This window comes from Chengkuizengella axinellae (assembly GCF_030730905.1).
In the GTDB taxonomy this organism is placed as follows: domain Bacteria; phylum Bacillota; class Bacilli; order Paenibacillales; family KCTC-33759; genus Chengkuizengella; species Chengkuizengella axinellae.
The window spans coordinates 1-19,389 of sequence record NZ_JAVAMP010000012.1 but is presented as its reverse complement, the minus strand read 5'-3'; the positions used below and the strand labels follow the sequence as shown (position 1 = coordinate 19,389).

Below are 19,389 nucleotides of genomic sequence, written 5' to 3'. Positions count from 1 at the left end.
CATATTACTATTTTAATAATATGGATATTATTTGTTTTTAAGAAAAGAAAGAAAAAGAAAGTCACTAATACAATGCCAATAAACTTATCCAGAAAGGAGTAACTTGGATGATAACTGGCTTTATTTTACTCATCATTAGTCTATTTCTTATCATATATAGCACTTTGAACGTGCCAGATGTTTTTATATTGCCACATATCATGATTTTAATGATCTGTGGCATTACCATTGTTTTAATGATCTTGAACCGTAAAGGGTATAGAATACTCCTTTACACAACGTCTCTACTCTTTTTTATAGGAACATATGCCATTCAGCAATCTCAGAAACTATACCCTTATCTACCTGAAACGTTAGGTGTCTTCACATTAAAAGTATTAGCTTTTGTTATTATTGGAATGATGCTAATAATCCAATTAACTCTATATCGAAATTATGATGCTTTTATTAGGTCTAAACCTTATATAAACAAGAATAAAGCAACTAAAGAAAAACTGGCTCACGTTTTACATGGAATCCCTATTTTAAAAGATAAGAAATGGTACAACAAGCTATTACAAAAGATGGGGCTTCGAAAAAGCACGCTCGATTACGTTGAATTTATTATTGGAGAAGAAGTGGGGGTGGAACAAGGAATTGATTAATTCATCCGTTAAAATAGGTGGCTTGGATGCATTTTTACATACTCTAGTCATTGGTCCAACTGGTTGTGGGAAAACTTCCAGAGTCTTAAAACCTAAAGTAGCAGCAATTTTAAAGGCGATTAAACAAGGAAAAAAAGTAGGCTTAACGTTATTGGAACCAAAAGGGGATTTAGCCGCGGATATCGCACATTGGTGTAAATTATTAAATATTCCCTGTACTTACATTGACCCATTAAATCCAAATACACATAAATTTAATCCACTTCAAGGCGATCCATTAACAGCTGCCGAAGTAACGAGGAGTGTGCTGAAAAGTCTTTTTGGAAAACAAGAAGCTTTCTTTGCTCTCATACAGGAAACGGCAAGTCGAAATACCGTTTTACTACTAAAAATATTAGAACAACACGGAATGTTAAATAACACAGGAAAACCACTTGATCTGATGGATATTGTAAAAACACTAAGAAGTCTAGATCATATTAAGAAACACGTAGACCAATTAAAACAATTAAACAACCCTGAATATGATGACCTTATCGATTTTTTTCAAATTGAAATTTTAGGTGCACTAAAAGATAAATATCAACAATTTGCCATGGGATTAAGAGCGCAGTTAGAAGATATTGCTGGAAACATACATCTTAAATATATCTTGAGTGGGAAAAGCGATATCGATTTAGATCACCACCTAGATCAAGGAGGTGTGTTTTTAATCAATAGTGAATTAAAACTAGGCGCCATAGGTGATAGTTTTGGTAAATTCATTGTACAACATATGATGAGTGCAGTATTTCGTCGACCTGGTACAGAATGGACGAGAACTCCCCACTACTTCATTATGGACGAGTTTTCAAGATATTGTGATCCGGATGTAGAAAGATTACTAGCAATTGGACGTTCATTTCGATGTGCTACTACGTTAGCACTCCAAGATTTAGCGCAATTAGATAAAGAATATCAAGGATTTAGTAAAATTGTGCTTACCAATACAAGAAATCGAGTTGTTTTCGGAGGATTATCTTCAGATAATGCGATGTTATTTGCGAAAGAAGCTGGGAAGTCAGAAACATTTTTAAGACAGAGCACGTACAAACACAAAGTATTTATTCCATCTATCTTTCCTTCCACTTATCGTGATACGAAAACAGACGAAGAACGAATTACGTATACAAAGATAATGGAAATTAAAAAGTTCCATTACATGCATATTCTCATGAAAAATGATCAAAGACAAAAACCAGGTATTGCTAAGGGGATATTGGTAAGCGAGAAAGATCTACTGAAAACACGGGATGGAAGAAAGAAAGAAAACATAAAACCAGAAAAGATTGAAGTTGAAACCGAATCAATCAAACAAAAAGTACAATATCATGAAGTTGATTTGAAAACAGTTCAAAAACCTAAGTTTAAGAGTTCTAAGAAAGACACTTCTTCTAATAATGTATCCATGAAAAAACAAGTAAAAGAATCAAATGAGGACAACACTGAAGAAGCTCTCCGTTTAAATAAAGAGAGTGAAATGAAAACACAGCAAGAAAAGAAACATGCTGAACAAAAAGATAAAGCATCACATCAACATAAAGTGAAGCATGAAAATCAAAAGAAAAAGAAAACATCCACTAAAGAAGAATCGATATCTGGATGGTAGAGAAGAAAAATAACATGACATGATATGAAATGAAATAGTAAAATGTATATAATTGGAGGAATTAATTATGAGTAACGATAATGTATTACAATTTGCACACCCTGAAGGTTATACTGGCATTAAAAAAGAGTTTGTTCATGATCCATGGCAAGATCTATACGCTGCTAGACAAAATAGAACCATATTACAAGGAATTCCTACACAAATTGAAGAACATACATTGAGTGAAAACAAAATTCTTACAGTAGTGATCATGATGCATGGGGTTAAACTGCTCCTTCCATTTAGTGAAACATGTTTAAAAGATACCAAGCTCAATGAAAATCGAAATAGACTACGAAAATTGATTGGTAGAAATATTGCATACATCGTCATTGGTATTGATCGTGAAAGTAATCTTGCCATCATCTCCAGAAAAGCTGCGAAAGAAAAAATGGCGAAAACATTTTGGAAAAATGCCAAACTAAATAAAATTGTTCCAGCTGTTGCTCAAGAAGTTCACTTCAACAACGTTTTAGTAGATTTAGGTGGCGTCGAAGTGATGATTCCTGCTGCAGAAATTAGTCATGGCTGGGTGCATGATGCAAGACAAATCATTAAAATTGGAGATGCGTTTGATGTAAAAATCACGTATATAAATAAAGACAAGGAAGATATCCAAGTCAGTATTAAAGAGCTCCTACCCAGCCCCTATCCTGATTGTTTGAAACGATATAACAAAGGAAATGAATATTTAGGAACTGTAAGTGGGATTGCTGATTTTGGCATTTTCATTAATTTAGAACCAGGCGTCGATGCCATTATTCCTCATTTATCAAAGAGGAAAGTTAAATTAGGAGATAATATACTCATTAAAATAAGAGACATCAAAGCCAATGAAAAGAAAATATATGGTACTGGTATAAGAGTCATCTAAACCTCTTTCTTTTAATACAGTCCTCGTTTTTGCGGGGACTATTACTAATCAATTCAAGGATTAATAGAACCAACAGATAAGATCGATATAGAGAAAATTAGAAAACAACATAGAAGCAAAGGAAGGAAATATTATGATCATGAAGGATGCTGAAACGCCTGTTCTTATTAGCAAGCGAGAAGGAACAGCTCTTCTATATTTAAGCTTTTGTGGTGTGATGCAATTTAGACAACTGAGTCGTTTTTTTAAGCCATTTGAAGCCAAAAAGAAGATCAACACCATGATAGAAAAAGGAATCATTCAAAAGAATACGATATTTAAAAATAAGACAGGAGTAAAACCAAAGGTCATTTATCAATTGACAGTGGATGGAATGAAAATAATCAAAATCGTACCTAACAGAATACGATCACATGAGTATGTGGGCCTACTCTCTATCGCCGAATTAATTACAAAGTTATATGAAAACGTTCCAATTCAACTCAAACGTTTTAGAATGCCTTACAGAGTAATAGAAATCGCAAATGTCGAGCTTTATATTGCATACATGCGAGAAGATTTAAGGTTACTCAAAAATCAAAAGCATATCATCATTGGGCCTTCGTTGTATGATTTTAAACCTTTGACTGATTCTAAGTCATTTGTCAGGTTCGCTTTACAAAATGAAGTCTTTTTAGAGCCTTCCGACCGATTATTTTACAAATATGAAAATGATGAGTGGATCAAGGAAATCAATGCAATGTTTGCACCACAAAAAAACGAATAAAAGGTGTTGAACGATTTGAAACCATATACTGCAGCTGGATTAATGAGTTTCATCTTTCCAGGAATCGGACAATTGTATAACAAACAATACATAAAAGCGATTTTATTCTTTGTCATTCACTATATTAATTTTCAATTAATATTTACGAACAAACTTGGTTTTGGGTTTTATCTCATCGCTATCGTTTGGTCTGTATATGATGCCTATCATGTTTCAAAGCAAAAATTTGAAAAGTGAGGTGATCTTATGAAGCAATTATGGAAATTAAATCAGTTACCTATCATAATATCAGTAATATTATCCGTATATTCTTTTATACTCTTTCAATATGTATTTGCAACTAATCTAAATTCAATAATAGGCTTTATTCTTTCAGTATTTATTTACATTCCATACTTACTAGCCTATCTTATAAATCAACAAGATAATTTAATGGTTTTGGTTCTCTTTATTTTTTCGTTTTATTTTATTTTTAGTCATCTAATCTTCTTTATTCTGAGATTCGTAAAAATTAAAAAGACAGTCCTAACACTGATATTGCTTGCATATGTCATAACCTCTACTATTCTTATGTTTGCAGCATGGTCATGGGCATTAAGTGGGTAAAAAAATTAAATTTATGTATTCGTAATGGTACTTTCAACACATTTAGCATTTGAATATAATACAAATGAATATAAAATATTAGATTATGTTAAATTATAATATATTATATTACATTGTAATGTTGAGACAATTGTTTTATACAAGGTCATAATTTGATTCACTTGATTGGTTTTTTATTATTGATCAGACCATTTTTTTTAGCTAATTTTTTTGCGATCTTTGCAATTTGTTTCGCTTCACTTTTCGTTAAAACAGACATGATTATTTCGTCTCCTTTCTTATTTTTAAAAAAAGTATATTTTCTAGGCATGTCCACCTCCTCTCTCTCATACAATCTATTAAAGTGGAATTTTGGAATTCTGGAATTCTGACTCTAGGATAAACGCGAAAATAGATTTAAATGTAAAAGGAGAGACGTGTTTTGAGTGATATTATATTGCCTATTATAAGTAATAACCAAAATAATAGAAAAATAGACATACCTAATCAACAAAAAAGCAAAACAAAAAGCAAAGTTAAAATAAGAAAACCAAGAAGTGATAAGTTATTCCCTAGAAAGTTTCCTGTCACTGAAGAAACCAGGAAAGAAATTAGAAAACGGTTCATCATTCATAAAAGAGCATTTAGAAATGAATCTCTGACCATTACTGAATTTAATACCATGTTATTACGATTTGGTTTAAGAAACTTAAATATATTAACAGATGAATTTCAATATGTTGATACTCGAGATTATAAGACAGTTAAACCCAATGATCTTGAAAAATCCTTTATTTCTGGTATTGATGGATTAGTGGATGAATGGGGAGTATCTGAGCGAAAAGCAATTCATCATATCATTTGCTCAGTCCTAGAATATCTTAAAAGTAATGAGGTGATGGCATATGAAGAAGTTCAGCCGTTTAAACTTTCTTAATAAAGCTATCATAGGGGATTCAGGAGAGGTCTTAAATGGGTTATTTAGCAGTAAGTATGCAAAGCTAGATATAAAACTCCCAGAATATGATTTTAAGCGCGGAAAAGTGCTGGTAGGCGATATTAATAGATGGTTAGACACTGAGGATGAAAAGTTAACAATCACGGAGTTAATCAATTTACTGTATGAAAATCTACTCAAAGATATTATTACAAATAAGGAACATCATTTTATAGAAAATATTGCTTACACCTACATGGAGAAAAAAAGAAATTATCCTATTTTTAAAAAGAAGGAAGTATTGTGGCCGGATCAAAATCATCCATATCCACCTTCAAAACCACTAAACAGTAATGATCGTATCATCGTGATCCCCATTAAAATTCTAAAAGAATCAACTTTAAGAGGCGAAGTATTTCTACATGACATGTATGAAGCGTATTCAGAATTTAATGTCACCTTGGAGGAAATCATTACGATACATTATATCGATGTAATGTCCGAAATAAAAAAAGGGAATAATACCATCGTTAGAAGTATTCTCAAAAATTTAACTCAACCAGATAGAGTTTAAGTATCTTTATATTCCAAAAGGCGAAAGCCTTTTTTTTTGCATTTTATAAGAAAAAAAGTAAGATCATTAAACTTAAATAATTCAAAGGACGTGAGTATATGAATACACAATCAATCGAATTAACAGCAAATAAACTACAGGAAGAATATCATTTAACACAAAGAGAAAAGCAAGTTCTCATTTTACTTATTAAAAAGGGATATAACAATCAAAGAATAGGTGAAAAACTCTACATTAGTGAGAAAACCGTAAAAAACCATTTTCGAAGTATCTATTTAAAGATGAGTATTCATTCTGCTAGAGAGCTGTACACCATTTTTATATCTAATATTTGTTATGTTTTAAACCTTACAAATGAGGAAAAAACCGTAAAGGATAAAATTGATGTTATCGATATTATTACTGAACTAAAAGAAAAGTTGTCAGAAGTGGAAAGTAGTGTCGTAAAAATGAATGCGTAAGTCTTGCATAATGAATTTTCATAACACTAGATTTATATGATATAAGTGGACGCTGATTAACTAATTCCAGCTGAATGATGTAAAACACTTCTTTGAAGAGTATGTGGACATAAATAACAATTATTTAATAATATCAACTTAAAATAAATATAGACTTACTTAGACCGCAGGTATTAATTTTGATTTTTCAGGAGGAATAAGAGATACACTAGATTTACTTTTAAAATCCCCTACACACCCTTCCCTTCTATCAGATTTTCTTTGACTAATAAAGTTATCGTCCTCCCCTGTTTTCTTTGCATTTGGCTACATTAAAATGCAAATAGAAACATTTGTGTTTACGTAAACGTAAATGAATGTGTAAATATAATCATTTACATCATTTGTTTTACTGTTCAGTCCTTGTATTTAAAACTGTCTTTGAGAAATTTCTGTTCGGATGTAATTTGAATTCAACTTTATTTTACATCAATGGCTGTTATACTGATTATATCATTCCACATTCATTTGACAGCGGTGGCTTTGAAACTTCTCTAGAAAGGAGATTGTTTATGTTTTGGTTTAAAACATTACTATGGCTTATATTATCTATTTGCTCCACTATTGGTCTCATTTGGTATTCACTTAATACATCTAGTGGAGATGATATGCTAGGAGTTATCATCATACTCTCAGCAATTGTTAATGTTTCTGTGAATGTATTTTTGTATTACAAAAGAAGTAAAAATATTGGAAAGTCTATGCCCTATCTTATATATTGTTTCATAATGACTTTGTTATACTTTTCTATACTATTTGTATTTTATTTAGGATTAACCGGATTATCCCATTAACCTCTGAACACTGTATATTTCTATAATAATCAAACATGGATCCTTAAATTATTTATATTACATTTATGTTTACGTAAACGTAAATGTATTTGTAACCAAATTGATCTTTTTCATATATTCTTCTCCTATAAAACAAATAAAAAATTAGAGCGCTATTTGCAACGTTTTAATGTTTTATTCAACCCTTCAGTATATATAAGTTTCATTTTTAGATACTGCTTCCCTCTTTCTTCTTTTTTGAATATCATTTAATATCCTTGATTTTTCTTTTTTGTATATGCGAGCTCTGATTAGGTTTTAATTTTTAATTATTTCTATCTAAAACTTCATGCGGTTTAAATCCCAAACATCCTCATCAGTATTTGATAGGACTGATATGTTCAACTTTTGCCCCACTGCATATTGTTCTATATTATCCACTGGAATTTCATAAGTATTAGCTTTTCTGCCTTCATCTTCTCCAACATGTTCTTTCATGACGAGCATTTCTTGTTCATTAAGTATTTCTTGTATAGTCCCTGTAAACACAAAATCAACGTGATAGCTCCTTGAACATCCTGCGATAATTGTAAAGACCAGATAAACTAAAAACAAACTAGTAATCTTACTAATTTTCATTATGCTCCTCCTACAATTTGGAATTCATTATATTCAATTTAAACCTCACTTATCGCTTGATACAAAAAGACAATCTAACCAATTAAATCTTCTTTATAGAAAACGAAATCACTTCTATTCAACAAGAAATACACTGTAAGTTTTCATTGATGATGATTCACACCTAAATTATTACTGGTATTTAATTAATGATCTATGCAAAGTGCAAAAACCGTTCCATTGCATATATATTGAATTAACAATTGGATTAATCAATCTTCATGTTTTAAGTATGGACTTTGTTTCATGTTTTCAATTACGTTTACGTAAACGTATTTAAAATCGTTTTTATTTAAATTTCTTTTTTATAAAAATAAAATGTCAAGAACCCTATTTGTTTCATAAATCATAAGCTTCATACAGAACTCACTAAAATATAATAATGGTAATCATCTCATGTAAACCATACATTCTATTTGTATTGAACTTTTAGTTAATTAAAACTTAAACTCAATGCTATTTGGAAATTACTAAAAAGATGGATTTTACCATTACAACCCATCTTTTTTCCAAACTATCTTAAATAAACTCAACCATTAGTACTACTATGTACGATTCGAACTATCATTAAAATAATTAAAAAAACCGTTACAATAACTGAAAACAACTTGTACATTGATTAAAATCTCCTATTACTTCTTTAACTTTCTTGATATCTTTAGCAATATATTGCATTAATCTACTAATCGTTGAATATATTGTTTAATGGCCTCATTTATCATTCGAGTTTTTTCCCCATGACCTGCCACTTTATTGAATGCTTTTAATACATCTTTTTCAATCCAATAAGTTGCTCTACTGTATTGATCTTCAAACTTGCTTTTCTTTGCTTTATTTTTCGCTATATTATTCGCAATTTCAACAATATTTGAATCATTGTTTACGTCACTATTTACGTTTACGTTTACATTTTTGTTTTCATCAACAGTTTCGTTTACATTTTTTAATTGGCTTCCTTGTTTAATTATTTCATCGGGTTGTTGTTTATTAAGTAAAGCATCATGTGCTTCCGTATTATTTGAGTGGTTTGTTTTTTTATTTAAAATCCCTGCGAATTTATCTTTTTTACTGGACACGTTTCTTCAGCTCCTCTGTAAATGCTACATATTGAGTTAATGCTTCCTTATCAGCTTTTGTTTGATTCATAATACCTGTGATTGTAAACTCTTTAATTCGAGATCTCCGTCTAATCGTAGAATCAAAAACAATATCTTCATATTCTCTTCTGGATTGCTCTAATATAGAAGCGTCTAGCGTTGTTCTACCATCTAACATCGAAGTCAGAATGCCAGCTAATACTAGATCCGGGTTTGTGTTGGACTTAATACTCTGTAGAAATTGCAAATATCTTTCTAATGCATCATAACAAAACGGTTCTGATTGTAATAAAACAACTGCAAAATCAGAAGCACTTAATCCATTTATAGTGTGATCTCCTAAATTCGGTGGTAAATCTATTAAAATATAATCATATTGATCGTCCACAACATCTAAAGTCTCTTTTAATAGAGTAGTAGGATTCCCATTATATGTTCTATAAATATATTGAGGCAGCGTTGATAAGAAGTCCTCTGCCGGTAAGATATGTAACGTATCAGTAATCTGATGGATATAAGGTCTTGGATCTTTTTCTTTCACTGCTTCTAAGACCGTTTTTTCGGTGAAATCATATATATTTTGTTGTGTTAGAAACGATGTCAAATTTCCTTGTGAATCAAAATCAACTGCTAATACCTTTGATTCTTGTGACAATAAATAACTTGTTATCCCTGTCGACGTTGTTTTTCCAACTCCACCCTTTTGAATACCAAAACTGATTGTAATAGCCATCAATAGCACCTCCTATTATATTCAATTCGTTAAAATAACTGTTATCCCTTTATTATCAAGTACATTTACAAAAATGTAAATACATACGATGAACAAACATATACTTTTACGTTTACGTATATGTTTACGTATCTTATACACAAACGTTTTTATGTCTACTATTATTTATACTTAGTAATAATACGTTCTTAATCAATTAAATTATTTTAAATAATAATTATGTACATCCTTCTAGATCGAATATCAATAGATACGCCTTGTTATTTAATACATATTGAATGAAATACAAACGTATACGTGAACTTTACAATTTCAATTACAAAAACGTTTACGTATGTGTTTACGTGTAATGACAATAACACAGCTCGTTCCAATTGTTTAATATGAAATACACACCTGATATTCAAGACGAAGTGATGAACAACGTCATTGATGAAAACAAATGTCAAACGAGTATTCCTAATGGGTTTTGTCAGGGTTACTGATTTAAGACTGATTTTTGATAGCGATCTTCCGCAATACCAGCTAATAGGAAGTCAAGAATAAACTCTAAAAAAAATTATTTTAGTTGTGTTAAGATAAAAATTAACATACCAAATAATCTTCCTCTAGAGTAATTGGAAGAATATTTTTTAAAATGATTATTATGGTATAAGTTATATTGTAAATGTCTCTTTTCGTTTTAGTAGAGCATAAATCCAATGAATGAGCTTGTTAGCACAAGCAATGATTGCTACTTTATGCGGCTTACCTTCTTCTCGTTTTCTGTCATAGAATTCTTTTAGTCTAGGATTACGAGTGTTTATCAAGCCACATTGTACAGGTGTATATATAAAACTTGTCTGAGCCTACTAGAGCCTCTTTTCGTAATACGATTTATACTCGCTTTAAATTTGCCTGACTCATGCACACTAGGATCAATTCCGGCAAAGGCAACGAGTTTCTTAGGATTATTAAATCGATCAATTTCACCAATTTCGGAAATGATTGTTGCCGCAATCTTACCTCCAATCCCAGGGATAGATCGAATAATATGATATGCCTCAAACTCTTGAGCCATGGCATCTATCTCCTCTTCTAATTTGGATAGGTGCTTTTGGTATTGTAAAAGCATTTCAATATACATCCTTAAACTAATAAGATGACTGTAGTATAGCGTTTGTTTATATGGATTATTTCTTGCGGCAGATTTCAGTTCCTCTGCCTTTTTCATGGACCAGGACTCTGAACGACGCTTACAGAAATGATGAATTTCAGTTGCAATTTCACATAGACTCCGGTCTTCAACTTCTTTAGGAGTTGGAAAAGCGAGAAGGGTATATAGAGAAACCTTTGAAAATAAGTCTCCAAATACGCCTTTATATTCAGGGAAGACCTGATCTAAAATAGTATGAAATTGCAACTTGGTTTGTACGTAGGTTCCAGTGAGAGAATCATGTTGTCTACTGAGATTACGAAGGTTTAGGGTTTGAACACTTTTTTTTTGAATGCTATTAGGTCTTCTTTGTAATAGAGCTCACAGAGATGATAGGCATCCATGGCATCTGTTTTAACTTTTCGTAGACTCATTTTTTTGGCCTCATATGAAATGACAGGATTAACTAAATAATAGGTCACACCATGATCCTCTAAAAATTGCAAGACAGGCTCGTGATAGTGTCCTGTTGATTCAAATATAACCCTCGGAGATAATCCGCTTTTTTGCTCTACCTCCTGATAAAACAAGTAAAAATCATGTAAGCCCATTCGGTCGTGTTTAAACTTAAAACTCTTTTTGTAAGTTTTTTTCTTTTCTAGAAACGCTTGAACTTGGCTTTCTCCTTTTGCAACATCCAGACCAATGACTGGATCCATGTCGTATCACTTCTCTTAATAGATTTGCCGGAAGCCCATAATCTAACTTGTAGTTTCATAACTTCGCTTGTTATACGGGATCAATGTCCCAACCAGCCTCAAACATGTTTCTACAAGTAGGGGGTGAACAGTATTGCGGACGGGGTCGAGTCCCAATGGCGCCAACGTTCTACCTCGGCTACTTAAAGAATAACCTATAAAAAATAGACCAACCAGATTATTAACTGATTGACCTTATAATACGATATGGCGCAATTATAGAAGAAAATAGACAATAGAATAAATAGCTATCTCAAATTTAGAATCCATTTTGATTAATTTTTTTCAAACTAGATTCTCTTGTTTGCCACATAATATAAGGTTTTATGAAATTGTTAATCAAACTTTTATTCAGTACCAACAAGTACTCTGGATTAGGTAGAATTAAAGGAAAAATATCTCTTTTTGTCGAAAGTATTTTCGTAAAAGAGGAGAGATAAATTATGGATATAGAAATTAACTTAGGTATGTTTTGGGAGTATGCGGGACCAATTATAATCATGATCATTTCGATGATAATTACCGCAATTGGATGTTTAATTTTGCTCAGTTTTATGCCAAGAGGAATTATGCGAGATATAAGCAGGGGTTTAAGTATGTTTATTGTTGCAATGGTCGGAGTAATCTCCGTTTATATAGCTTCTAGTGTGTGGGCTTATTAGGTGGTGTTTAAATGAGTAAAACTGACGAACGCGAGTTTTTACGTAAACATATACGTATATGTTTACGTTTCTGCGTTATGCGAGTGGAAATGAGGTGAGTTTTTATGGATAAAAAACTAAACATTTTAACTGAAATAATCAATGAATGGGATCCTGCTAATCTATTTCCTGACGCACCAGAAAATGAATATGGATCTGAAATATCTTCAATCATTGAGATTTTATATAATGTTAATACTCCTACAGAATTAGCAAGAGAAATACAAAGTATATTTAATAAAGCTTTTTCATGGGATTTTAACGAAGATCACTTTATCATTATTTCTAATAAAATATGGTCACAAATGAAATAGACGATTCTTTTTCATATAGGAATTACCTCTTGATTGGTCAGCAGATAAAAATACTGAATTTCTAAAAAACCCTCATCAACTAGGAAGCTATTCAAAAAATGGTACATGAATTACCATATAGGCATTCTCAAAGTTGGAAACCATTTTAATTAATCTTTTTTCAAAATGATTTCTTTTTCTTTGCCATTGATAATTTTGATAAAAACAAACCACTGACCTAAAAATCAGTGGTTTGTGAGATGAAATATAGAATTTATATGTTATGTTTGTTAGGTATCTATTATCTGTTCAAGCTCAGTCTTTTTAGCTCTTCCTGTTCACGGACCGTCTGGTTCAGTTATCCCTGTAGATCTTTGAGTTATTGAGAGATTATAATCAAACTCCCAAGCTGAATCATCAGGACGTCCACATGGTTCAACGCAATCAAACCAAGTATATAAAACAAATCTATATTCTTCATCAGCATTTAAATTCAAATATTGAGTTTCTGATAATGTATTATGAAGTTCAGCATCAGCCCATTCAACCTGATTTCCTTCACTATCTTCGATGACCCAATTTAGGGAAGAGGTAACACCAACTTCATTTAATGGGGTTAACGTGATATCAATTTTTACTTGTTGATCATTATGTGGAGTGAAATAATATTCTCCCATATCGGATAAATCAGCCATACTCCCACTAATCTCTAGTGATAATTGTTCATCAGTTCCATCATGCTCTGCAAATGCACTCACCCCAGGAATCATTAAACTAACAATTACAAATAAAAAAGACAGCTTACCAATAAACTTTTTCATTAAAACTTTCCTCCTAAAATAGAAAGGGGTATTCATTTGTATGTAATTTCTTATTTTCTATCAAATTAATCTTATTAATAACTAGTATAAATGTAAAATAAATACTTTTTATTAATTTCATCACTTTAATACATTAAAGTGATGAAATTAATAAGTTAAAGTTAAAAATTGTAATTAATCGTTACTTGTATGTTTTTCTTGATGGTTATAATTACTAGTTTCAATTATGAAAAGATATTATATATTTATAAAGAAAGGGGGGGGAGAAGGTGAAAAAATTTATACTTATATTAATCTTATTAATAATAACTAATAGTGTTACTTATATTATCTCAAGCTCAAGCTCAAACTCAGTTTCATTAAAAGAAGATTATATCAGATATCTTCATATGCGAAGTTTAATTCCAGCAACAGAAGAAGAAGTGATGACTTTATTTGAAAGTGTGAGTGATGAAAAGCATCAAGATGACGATATATTATATACTACTTTAAGTGAACAAATCCTTCCAAAGTATACTTTATACAATCAAGATGTAAATATTATGTCTCAGTCAGTGAATTTTAAAACAGAAGAAGTTAAGGCGTTGCAGGATGTATACCATCGAGCCGTCCAAAGTAGACTTGGTGGATTTCAACGGTTAAAAGCATCAATTGAAAAACAAGATGAAGAGCTTAAAAAACAAGCAATAGAAAGTTTTGAAACATCAGATGAGTACATGGAAAAATTCCATAAATTAAAAAATGAATTGCACTATAAATACGGTCCAGGATAAATAAATATTTCTACCAGCTTAAACCTACAAACGATAGACTGTAGGTTTTTTTAAATTAAAATCCCTGTAATTATTATTACGTTTACGTATTTGTTTACGTGTACTATACGCAAACGTTTATGTTTATAAAAATGTTTTTTTCATCTTTCCATAATTTAATGAATAATTAAAGATAGACACTTGGACAAAGCAGATTTAAAATAGAAATAAGATTCAAATGGATCGGGGGGTAGAACATATGAGTGTTAATATTCAGGAAATACCAAGATTTGTCTTCGATGAATTGTACAAACTGATTGGTGAGAAAACGAAAGATAAATTAATTAAGTTTGTACTTACAGAGAGTAATACTGAGCATAAACTTGCTTTCGATAATTACATACAAGACATCATCAACAATATATTCTTTAGTAATGATGATGTAGTAGATTTACTAGAGATAAAAACAAATTATCATAGACGCAGACAAATGACTAAAAAAAATTGGCTTAAACAATTAAAAAAAGAAGTAGACAAAAATGGATACACACCTATTCACGCAGAAAGAGATGTCTTAATTGAATTTTTAGAAAGCAGACCAGCAGACGATGAAATAAAAACTGCATTTGAAAATATTAAAGAACCTCAAGAATTTATACAGTCTAGGTTACTCGAAATTGAAGAGTGGGCGAAAGAACGTAATGAACGGTTAACAGATTTCCCTTATCTGGAAAAGAAACAAAAATATCAAATTGAAAAAGCATTTGAAAACGATATTGTCTGTATTATTTGTGACTTTTTAAAAAACTCCCCAAAAAATTGGATAACACACAGATTCAAAGATTTAATTGAAAATCCAGTGTTTGCTGATGGCAAGGCAAAGTTAAAAGGAAATATTTTATTTGATGAAGAGCAGCAATCAACAATTGTATATGACGAATATAAAATGAGTGATAACCGCGCTGTTCGTTCCTTTATCGCTGTAGAAGATGGGGAAGAAGTAAAGCTAGATAAAATGTTTTTACTAGATGATATGGACTCTGAAATTATTGAACACGTGATGGAAAATAGGGATGAACGGTTTTATACTGAAAAAAGTATCGTTTTTGATTTACGACCTCTATTAATAAGAGTCTATGGAAACACTAGCAAAAAAGCATATGACCTTGCAACTAAACGACTGACTAAAATTGGACGTTTCAGTATCGAAGGAAGAACAACGGGAGCTAACAAAGATACAAAAACAACCTTCCTATATAATCTGTTTCAAGAAGTGAAAGTGACAAAAGAAGAAGCTACAGGTCGTATATATGCTGAGATTAAATTCTCAGATACTTTGCACCAACAATTCATTACAAAGCAAACAGTTCAAATATACAGTCATCTTATTCATCGATTAGAAAACAGATTATCTAAAATCTTAATTTACGCTTTTCAAAAAGAGCGTTTAGATGCATATCTTCAGAAGTGCGATATGAAAAATCACTTTGAATATACCTTCTTTTCTGACCGAATTCGATTCCGTTCCAAAAGAATTGAGAGTAATTTAAAATTAATAGAATCTTCTCTCCAGGAATTTAAAGAAGCAAAAATTCTAGTTGAGGATTACAGGCGAATAGGAAATGGATTTGAGATCATTTTAACACCACTTACAGAATCAGAAAAAGTAGATTTCTTTATATCTCCTTCTACATCTCTCATTCAATGATAGATCTCTTTTTACGAATCTCACGTACTTTATTATGTAAAAAGTGTGGTTTTTCACTCTATAGAGTTGAAAATACCTCACTTTTTTTGATTTCCTCTATACCTTTTTACGATTTACACGTACTTTAAAACATCTTTTTACGATTTACGCGTACTCTACTAATAGTTTTTACGTATTTCGCGTACTTCAATCTATTAATTTAGCTTAGACCATGTATACAAAGGATTTGTATAAGATGAATTTGATAAAATAACACTGAAATCAACACTTCTTTTTACAGTTTCCACGTACTTTATATATGTTTTTACGAATTTAGCGTACTTTATTTTAGCTTTTTACATTTATCGCGTACTAAATGGACTAAAATTTTTTTTGTTTTTTTTAAAACATGAAACAATCCCTTAATGAAAAGGCTTACTGAGGTTTTTACAAAATTAGCGTACCCAACATATAGCTTGTAAATATAGGCTTTTTACAAAATCCGCGTACTTTGATTACCCTTACACAATTTTGGTAATCTTGCTATAATGTTCACAGGACAAATGTCGAATACTAAGAGTTGGTGTAGAAAAATTAACTAGATACATACTCTTAGATAACAAAAAAGCTTCCATTGGTAGTGGAAGCCGTCCATTGATAGGATGTTCATATCATTCTGTACAATTGAATTGGTAGATTATCCCTAGACCCATTGGTGCGGTAACCAACGGATCATATGTCCCTAGTTGTTGGTAGCAGCAAGGAACACAATTAAAACCTTTGTTTTCAAAAAAATTGATAAACTAAGGCTATTTTTCTTATTGTCAAAATTAAGATTACGCCTATCTCTATTATTATACAAAGGTATAAAGGTATATTCAACATTATATGATGAAATAAAATTTTAATTTTATAAAGGAGGTGAATAGAGATGATCTTAAAAAATAAAATGGGTCTTAAAGGACAGGAGACTAAACCCGTGGCATTAGTGCGTTCTTTTCTAAACTCCATTTTTGATATCGAGAAAAGTTATGGATGTAAAGAAACTTATACGATTATAGAAAATGGAAAGCCAAAAGAACATTTACTTCATCATGTTACAAATGCAGATCTGCAACTGGCTACAATTCTATTAAAATTCAGTAATACCAAAGGGGAGATCTATCAAACAAAACCCCATAGCATTTACTCAATGCTTATTGAGTATTATGAAAAACCAATCAGTTTGTCACAGTTTTACTCAAGTATGAAGAAATTTAAGCTGCACGCCATAATTGAAGAAATCAAGAACGAACATACAGGTTTATATAACTACAAACTAAATCACTTTTTAAATACAGAGAAAAATAAAATCGACTTCTATGTTCCACTTTCACCAATTGTATTTACAAAAGCGTTTTATGAACTTTCTTTACCTAAGAAAAAATTATTTTACTCCGTATATTTACAACAAGGCGGGGAAAAGGGGAAAGAAATTCAAAGAAATTTGTACTCAAATAAAGATTCTGTTCAATTTTCAGGCTTATGCAATTTTCTTCACCGCAAAGATCCTTATTTAATTCGAAAATTGCTAGAAGAGATGAGTGAACCAGTATATAACGGGATTCCTATATTTGAAAAAGCAAAACTCGTTAAAGAAGGTAAAGCATATCATAAAGCAATCATCTCTATTCACCCTGATTTACTTGTTCAAAAATCAGAAGATACAGAATACAATGACAGGATTCCAGTACCGGTAGTATATCGCAGAAAAGCCAACTTCATAAAGAAACTACTTGAAGGTTGGGGGATCAGTGAATTCGTATCATTACATGATGGTTATGATTTTGCTAACCTTGTACGCATACTCAAAAATTACGGATATAAAGTCATACGATATGCTGTTTATCAGCTTAAGAAATTTGTTGATGATCATGTGCGATTTCCAGGCAACGTTGTTGAGTTTATATTAAAAGAGGTCCGGAACAAAACTCAAGCTGTTATTGTTGATATCGCAGTTAAAACAAAAGTAGCTGATTACATAAACCCAGAACTAAATAAAACAAAACGGAAGTACCGTGAATGGGAGTTTTCCTCTAATCTTTCATACTATGGGGTAAAAGCTATCGAAAGTTCTTGTAAAGCAGCACTTCCACTGTTAAAAGAAAAGTTTGGAAAACCTGCTAAAGCACATCTAAAGGTTAATGATTATACTTTCGATATTAGACTAAACGATAAAGATATTTATGGATTTGAACTTGTTCGTCAAACGGCTCATCGTTACTTGAAGGACTTAAGAACATACTCGGAACTTGAATACGAGGCAGCTGAAAGGTATATTGAACAAAAAAATAGAGGTGGTTTTAAACAGAAGACCTTTATTAAAGAAATGTTAGAACAGGTTCACAAATTACCATCTATTGAAATCGTTCCAGTCATTCCAGAAGATTTCAAACTTGAAGACTTCCTTGTACAAAACTTCATAGCAAAAACCCAATAGCTCTCTACAACCACCAATCAGAGGGTTATTTGTGTTGCTATTTATGTAAGATGATTCAAATTCTTATTATTTTTCCTTTACAATAAGCCATTTCAAGTGAGTTATTTATATACATATATAAACACTATTACAAATATTTTTAGATGATCCACAATCTTAAACTTATAAAATCAAAAATATAATTGTGATTAATGTGAGTATTGGGAATATCATAGAATAATATAATCATTCTTTTGAGATCATTATTTCAATTTCAAAAATTATCTCCTTAATAAATCATAAATAAATATGTGAAATAAGTTAGTATCGTGTATATCTTATATTTTTAGTGGATAAATTTTATAGTGAATATAAATAATGATATTCGTATTAATATTCATTTGATTTTATATGGACTTATAGAATAATCAATTTGATTTTATATGTCTATATACTTCTAGATGAGTTCTTCGTTTTGATTTTATAGTAATATATAGCTTTAAACACTTGATACTATAAGAATGGAGCTTTCTATAAAAGAGTACTTATCTTTTTATATAAGAATACTAATTTATATTAGTATATTTAATTAATAATATTATTATTAAAATTCATTTTCAAATAATTAAATTCATCAAAAAAAACTTTTATAACGATGATACAAATAAAAATTAATTACTGTTCTCTTCAAATATATTTATGATATGTTCACAATAACAATTGGGATAATGTTGTTTTTAGAAAGGAAATTATTTACTATTATTAAAAAAATAAATTAGAGAAGTTATTAAAAGGAAACATAGTTAAACAAACAAAAAAGCAACTTAAAGATGATTTAAAGACTTATTACGGCATAGATAGTTCTAACCATTGATTATCAAAAATCTGAGAATATACACAAAAATGATAGAATATCCTAATAGCAGCAATGAA

At 30.7% G+C, this 19,389-nt stretch carries 18 protein-coding genes and 1 pseudogene; 13 read left to right on the top strand and 6 right to left on the bottom strand.

Translation table 11 applies throughout. The features are described from left to right. The first annotated feature begins 107 nt into the window (after positions 1-107). The 5 genes from Q5Y73_RS18575 (at position 108) to Q5Y73_RS18555 (ending at position 4,211) form a co-directional block, all read left to right on the top strand. Positions 108-644, top strand: coding sequence for a hypothetical protein (locus tag Q5Y73_RS18575; RefSeq protein WP_305993418.1), 537 nt, complete (start codon positions 108-110; stop codon positions 642-644). Next, positions 637-2,292: a type IV secretory system conjugative DNA transfer family protein gene (locus Q5Y73_RS18570; protein ID WP_305993417.1), complete on the top strand. Its 1,656-nt coding sequence runs from the start codon at positions 637-639 to the stop codon at positions 2,290-2,292. The genes Q5Y73_RS18575 and Q5Y73_RS18570 overlap by 8 nt, the downstream gene beginning before the upstream one ends. 67 nt (positions 2,293-2,359) lie before the next feature. Further along, positions 2,360-3,208 carry a S1 RNA-binding domain-containing protein gene (locus Q5Y73_RS18565; RefSeq protein ID WP_305993416.1) on the top strand — a complete coding sequence of 283 codons (849 nt, stop codon included), beginning with the start codon at positions 2,360-2,362 and terminating at the stop codon, positions 3,206-3,208. A 133-nt stretch (positions 3,209-3,341) separates the two neighbouring features. Continuing rightward, positions 3,342-3,974 (top strand): hypothetical protein, encoded by a 633-nt coding sequence (locus tag Q5Y73_RS18560; protein ID WP_305993415.1) that lies wholly within the window; start codon positions 3,342-3,344, stop codon positions 3,972-3,974. Between the two features lie 15 nt (positions 3,975-3,989). Continuing rightward, on the top strand, positions 3,990-4,211 hold the full coding sequence (locus Q5Y73_RS18555) for a DUF5683 domain-containing protein (RefSeq protein ID WP_305993414.1): 222 nt from the start codon (positions 3,990-3,992) through the stop codon (positions 4,209-4,211). A gap of 526 nt (positions 4,212-4,737) precedes the next feature. On the opposite strand, the gene Q5Y73_RS18550 is transcribed toward Q5Y73_RS18555, so the two are convergent. Continuing rightward, on the bottom strand, positions 4,738-4,890 hold the full coding sequence (locus Q5Y73_RS18550; RefSeq protein WP_305993413.1) for a hypothetical protein: 153 nt from the start codon (positions 4,888-4,890) through the stop codon (positions 4,738-4,740). Positions 4,891-5,001: 111 nt separating this feature from the next. Between Q5Y73_RS18550 and Q5Y73_RS18545 the strand changes: the two genes are divergently transcribed. The 3 genes from Q5Y73_RS18545 to Q5Y73_RS18535 all read left to right on the top strand — a co-directional run bounded on the left by Q5Y73_RS18545 (position 5,002) and on the right by Q5Y73_RS18535 (position 6,531). Beyond that, positions 5,002-5,496, top strand: a complete 495-nt coding sequence (locus tag Q5Y73_RS18545; RefSeq protein WP_305993412.1) for a hypothetical protein — start codon at positions 5,002-5,004, stop codon at positions 5,494-5,496. Beyond that, positions 5,465-6,070, top strand: a complete 606-nt coding sequence (locus tag Q5Y73_RS18540; RefSeq protein ID WP_305993411.1) for a hypothetical protein — start codon at positions 5,465-5,467, stop codon at positions 6,068-6,070. Before Q5Y73_RS18545 ends, Q5Y73_RS18540 begins: the two co-directional genes overlap by 32 nt. Before the next feature lie 98 nt (positions 6,071-6,168). Further along, positions 6,169-6,531 (top strand): helix-turn-helix transcriptional regulator, encoded by a 363-nt coding sequence (locus Q5Y73_RS18535; protein ID WP_305993410.1) that lies wholly within the window; start codon positions 6,169-6,171, stop codon positions 6,529-6,531. A 1,151-nt stretch (positions 6,532-7,682) separates the two neighbouring features. On the opposite strand, the gene Q5Y73_RS18530 is transcribed toward Q5Y73_RS18535, so the two are convergent. From Q5Y73_RS18530 to Q5Y73_RS24905, 4 genes and pseudogenes are all read right to left on the bottom strand, one after another. Further along, on the bottom strand, positions 7,683-7,982 hold the full coding sequence (locus tag Q5Y73_RS18530; RefSeq protein ID WP_305993409.1) for a hypothetical protein: 300 nt from the start codon (positions 7,980-7,982) through the stop codon (positions 7,683-7,685). Between the two features lie 713 nt (positions 7,983-8,695). Beyond that, positions 8,696-9,097, bottom strand: coding sequence for a hypothetical protein (locus Q5Y73_RS18525; protein ID WP_305993408.1), 402 nt, complete (start codon positions 9,095-9,097; stop codon positions 8,696-8,698). Continuing rightward, positions 9,087-9,851, bottom strand: coding sequence for a ParA family protein (locus tag Q5Y73_RS18520; RefSeq protein WP_305993407.1), 765 nt, complete (start codon positions 9,849-9,851; stop codon positions 9,087-9,089). The genes Q5Y73_RS18525 and Q5Y73_RS18520 overlap by 11 nt, the downstream gene beginning before the upstream one ends. 656 nt (positions 9,852-10,507) lie before the next feature. After that, positions 10,508-11,705 (bottom strand): annotated as a pseudogene (locus tag Q5Y73_RS24905) (IS110 family RNA-guided transposase). A gap of 482 nt (positions 11,706-12,187) precedes the next feature. On the opposite strand from Q5Y73_RS24905, the gene Q5Y73_RS18505 reads away from it, so the two are divergent. Both Q5Y73_RS18505 and Q5Y73_RS18500 read left to right on the top strand, forming a co-directional pair. After that, entirely contained in the window at positions 12,188-12,406 is a 219-nt protein-coding gene (locus Q5Y73_RS18505; protein WP_305993406.1) for a hypothetical protein, read from the top strand. A 104-nt stretch (positions 12,407-12,510) separates the two neighbouring features. Then, positions 12,511-12,759, top strand: a complete 249-nt coding sequence (locus Q5Y73_RS18500; RefSeq protein WP_305993405.1) for a DUF1871 family protein — start codon at positions 12,511-12,513, stop codon at positions 12,757-12,759. 317 nt (positions 12,760-13,076) lie between these two features. Here the strand turns inward: Q5Y73_RS18500 and Q5Y73_RS18495 are convergent, their stop codons facing one another. Continuing rightward, positions 13,077-13,559, bottom strand: a complete 483-nt coding sequence (locus tag Q5Y73_RS18495; RefSeq protein WP_305993404.1) for a hypothetical protein — start codon at positions 13,557-13,559, stop codon at positions 13,077-13,079. 269 nt (positions 13,560-13,828) lie between these two features. Between Q5Y73_RS18495 and Q5Y73_RS18490 the strand changes: the two genes are divergently transcribed. The 3 genes from Q5Y73_RS18490 to Q5Y73_RS18480 all read left to right on the top strand — a co-directional run bounded on the left by Q5Y73_RS18490 (position 13,829) and on the right by Q5Y73_RS18480 (position 18,477). Further along, positions 13,829-14,332 carry a hypothetical protein gene (locus Q5Y73_RS18490; RefSeq protein WP_305993403.1) on the top strand — a complete coding sequence of 168 codons (504 nt, stop codon included), beginning with the start codon at positions 13,829-13,831 and terminating at the stop codon, positions 14,330-14,332. Positions 14,333-14,570: 238 nt separating this feature from the next. Further along, the gene (locus tag Q5Y73_RS18485) at positions 14,571-16,019 is read left to right on the top strand and encodes a hypothetical protein (RefSeq protein ID WP_305993402.1); all 1,449 of its coding nucleotides are present in this window, start codon (positions 14,571-14,573) and stop codon (positions 16,017-16,019) included. 910 nt (positions 16,020-16,929) lie between these two features. Continuing rightward, positions 16,930-18,477 (top strand): hypothetical protein, encoded by a 1,548-nt coding sequence (locus tag Q5Y73_RS18480; protein WP_305993401.1) that lies wholly within the window; start codon positions 16,930-16,932, stop codon positions 18,475-18,477. The last annotated feature ends 912 nt before the right edge of the window (positions 18,478-19,389 follow it).